We start from the raw sequence: 3304 nt of genomic DNA, 5'->3' as shown, positions 1-3304 counted from the left end.
TTGGTCGAGGAGGTTGCGCAGCAACCGTCTCGAGACCACCCAAGCTCGTCGAGTAGCGGCGAGCGCCAGCGAGTCGCGTATCGAGACGCACCCGCCCGTTGGTCGAGGAGGTTGCGCAGCAACCGTCGCCCGTTGGTCGAGGAGGTTGCGCAGCAACCATCTCGAGACCACCAACTCTCCACAACCACCATCAGGGCTTTCGCCTGTCCACAGGCAGGTTTGCGTCGCTTCGTAGTGTCGGACCTCGATGATCCAATACATGTATGGATCTCGGAACCCAGCCCCAGCTGACCGGCATTAGTGATGCCCGGTCGACGGCCGAGATCCTCACCGACGTCCAGACCAAGGTCCGTGACCGCCGGGAGCTGGTGGTCGGTGAATGGATTGATGCTGTGGCGTGGGCGAACCGCACCATCGTGACGTCTGTCGAGCGTGCGGCGACGATCATGGACGGTGTGATCGACACCGGGGTTCCGATCGCCGGCGACGGTGCGCCGTTGGTCTCGGAGTTCAACCTGATGGAGTTCATCGCCGTCCTGGGGAGGAGTCCCGATGGTGGGCGTGCGTACGTCGGGCGGATCATCGAGTGCGCCTGGCGCCTGCCCGGCATCTACGCCGCTGTGGTCGAGGGTTGCCTGGAGCCGTGGCGTGCCGAACGGATCGCTGACCTCACCCGCCCGTTGAACGCTGACGCCGCGGCCTTTGTGGATCGCCAGTTGGCTGCCGTCGGCGGGGTCGGGTGGGCGCAACTCGAACGCCTCGTCACCGAGGCAGTCATCCGGTTCGACCCCGAACGCGCCGAGCAAGAGCGCCAGGCCGCCGCCGAGCGACGCCGGGTCGACTTCGGTGAGGTCGACGCGAACGGGCAGGTCGAGTCCCACAGCGTCCTGGACGCCGCTGACGCCCATGACTTCGACCTCGCGTTGTCCCGCCGAGCCAAGCTCCGCGGGAAGCTGGGCGACACCGACTCCTTCGATGTGCGTCGGTCCAAGTCCGTCGGCGACATCGCCCGCCAGGACCTCGCCCTGGACCTCCTGTTTGCCGATGGGGAGACCGGTGAAGTGATCGCCGAATCCCCGGGGCGCAAGGTCGAGATGAGCGTCCACATCACCGACACCACCCTCAACGCAGACGAGTCCGGGAACCCGTTCGCGAACCCCGTCGGCCGGTGGGACCAGGGCCGTGCCCCGGTGAACGCGGCACAGATCAAGGAATGGCTCCAAGCCCCCAACACGACCGTGACCGTGCGCCCGGTGATCGACCTGGCCGATTGCGTCCCCGTCGATTCCTACGAGATCCCCGACCGGATCCGCCGCCGGGTCGAACAAAGGGACCACGCCTGTCGCTTCCCCTGGTGTGGGCGCCCGGCATCGAAGTGCGACCTGGACCATGTGGTCCCGCACAACAAGGGCGGCCCGACCTGCCCCTGCAACCTCGCCCCGGGATGCAGGCGACATCACCGTGCCAAGACCTTCAGCAACTGGCGCTACACCGTGATCCTGCCCGGCTACTACCTGTGGGCCAGCCCCCAAGGCCACCACTTCCTCGTCGGACCCGACGGCACCCGCGCCCTCGACCCACCCCGCGCACCCGACCCCGACGAATAGCTCTCACGCACCGCACCCCGCCCACCAGCGGGGTCAGTGGCGCGCTCAGGGTGAGTCGCTGAGCGCGCCACTGAGGTGCACGCACATGCCGATGAGCGGTCACTGGATCGGGACGGAGCACACCCCTATGACAGCCACCCGGTGATCTTCACGAACGACCTGTTCGACCGTGTTCAAGATGAATCGGGCGGGAACCTGGCCTTCTCCCGGCATTCCTGCAGCGATGCTCTCGATGGCGAAGAACACGGCAGCCTGATCGGGCCGTTGTTGCGTCGTGGAGGCGGCGCTGCCGAAGCGGTTGAAGATCGACAGCGCCTGGCCGCTGAGATTCAGCAGATATCGGTGGCCGCCAGGATGGGGCTCCGACTGACGGAGACGGATGGTGTCGATCAGGGCGACTGGTTCGCCATCGACTGATAGGTCAATCTCGGTCACACACCGAATCCTAGGTACCGCCCCACCCCGTCGCGATCAGGTCCGACCCCGCCGGTTCATCGTTACCATGGGAGCGTGACCCACTCGGAGCCGCTGACGCAAGCGCAGGCATTCGAAGCTGCCTATCGCTACGTCTGGCAGTACATGGATCGCGAACCGGATCCGGATCGAGTGTCGCTTCAGGAGATGCTCATCGCCATGGAGCCGACGGCTGACTCAGCGAGGTCCTCCGACCCAGCGTCCTTCCGGGACTGGCTTGAGTGCGTGGCGGCGACGCAGCGACGTGATCCGGTCCCGCGGTTTCCATCGAGCTGATGCGCCCAACCATGCCGCGATCCGCTCGGTCGCGCCGATCAGCGGTCGCAACCCCCTATCTCAGCGGAGCGCGTGAGCGGCCTTCACTTCTCGACGAACCTCGTCGGTGTTGAAGACGTACTTGACCTTGAACTCGACGAGGCCGAGTTCGGTCTGCAGTTCCTGGCTGAGCGCGTATCCGCGCCGATCGTGATCCAGATGATTGAAACCCATCCCATCACCGATCGACGCCGTGTACTCGTCTACCCAGGCGCGGATGCGGTCGCGCAGTGCAGGCGTGATCGGAAGGAGATCCTCCGGCTCGCGCGCCGACAGGAAGAGGTATTCGAACTTGGAGCCTGCGTAGTCCTGACCCGAATCGAGCCAAAGAGCCACGCCGCTTACGTCGTCGGTCATGAGCCGAATCGTCATTCGATCATCGCGCACATGGTGATGCTTGCACGCCCCCTGAGGTGAGCGCTCATGCCGCGATTGGCTCGGTCGTGCCGGTGAGCGAACGACTTAAACTCGGTCGAGTGACAGCGATTCGCGTACTGAACGATGGTCGGCTTGCGCTTCCGGACGGGACCAAGTTGGACCTGGACCACATGTGGCTCAGTCAGCTTGATGCGCAAAGCGCGGCATCGGTTGCGAATCTGGTTGTGGAGTCTGATGGGCTCTCGTCGACGAACATCTCGGAAGATTCGCTCAGAATCCAAAAACTCCTCGACGGGGTCGACGAGTCGGGCCGACCGGTCGGAGTTCGTCGTTACCGGGGTTCCAACATCGTGGCCCTCGTCTTCACACGCTGGCACTGAGCCCTGCTCGCACTCACCTGCCGCGAATCGTGCGGGAGTGCCTTGGCGTTTGGAACACTTCTGGCATGAGGTGGAGCGGGGTCGTCGAGCCGGACTACTTTCAGTTCTACGCGAAGCGAGTCGGCGCGGAATGGCTTTCAGGCGCCACAG

At 64.8% G+C, this 3304-nt stretch carries 4 protein-coding genes; 3 read left to right on the top strand and 1 reads right to left on the bottom strand.

Going from position 1 to position 3304, the window contains the following annotated elements; genetic code table 11:
- The first annotated feature begins 263 nt into the window (after positions 1 to 263).
- The 3 genes from V6M39_RS02270 (at position 264) to V6M39_RS02260 (ending at position 2357) form a co-directional block, all read left to right on the top strand.
- Positions 264 to 1607, top strand: coding sequence for an HNH endonuclease signature motif containing protein (locus V6M39_RS02270; protein WP_332642036.1), 1344 nt, complete (start codon positions 264 to 266; stop codon positions 1605 to 1607).
- A gap of 141 nt (positions 1608 to 1748) precedes the next feature.
- Positions 1749 to 2024, top strand: coding sequence for a hypothetical protein (locus V6M39_RS02265; protein WP_332642035.1), 276 nt, complete (start codon positions 1749 to 1751; stop codon positions 2022 to 2024).
- Positions 2025 to 2117: 93 nt separating this feature from the next.
- Positions 2118 to 2357, top strand: a complete 240-nt coding sequence (locus V6M39_RS02260) for a hypothetical protein (RefSeq protein ID WP_332642034.1) — start codon at positions 2118 to 2120, stop codon at positions 2355 to 2357.
- 60 nt (positions 2358 to 2417) lie between these two features.
- Here the strand turns inward: V6M39_RS02260 and V6M39_RS02255 are convergent, their stop codons facing one another.
- Positions 2418 to 2753: a hypothetical protein gene (locus V6M39_RS02255; RefSeq protein WP_332642033.1), complete on the bottom strand. Its 336-nt coding sequence runs from the start codon at positions 2751 to 2753 to the stop codon at positions 2418 to 2420.
- Between the last annotated feature and the right edge of the window lie 551 nt (positions 2754 to 3304).

This window comes from Aeromicrobium sp. (assembly GCF_036675695.1).
Taxonomy (GTDB): Bacteria; Actinomycetota; Actinomycetes; order Propionibacteriales; family Nocardioidaceae; genus Aeromicrobium.
Note: the sequence above shows the minus strand (reverse complement) of the source record. Positions and strands in the feature narration are given on the sequence as shown.

What these genes read in the sequence shown, in the direction of transcription:
- V6M39_RS02270 (WP_332642036.1), top strand. Translation starts at nt 264, where the DNA reads ATGGATCTCGGAACCCAGCCCCAGCTGACCGGCATTAGTGATGCCCGG.
- V6M39_RS02255 (WP_332642033.1), bottom strand. Translation starts at nt 2,753, where the DNA reads ATGACCGACGACGTAAGCGGCGTGGCTCTTTGGCTCGATTCGGGTCAG.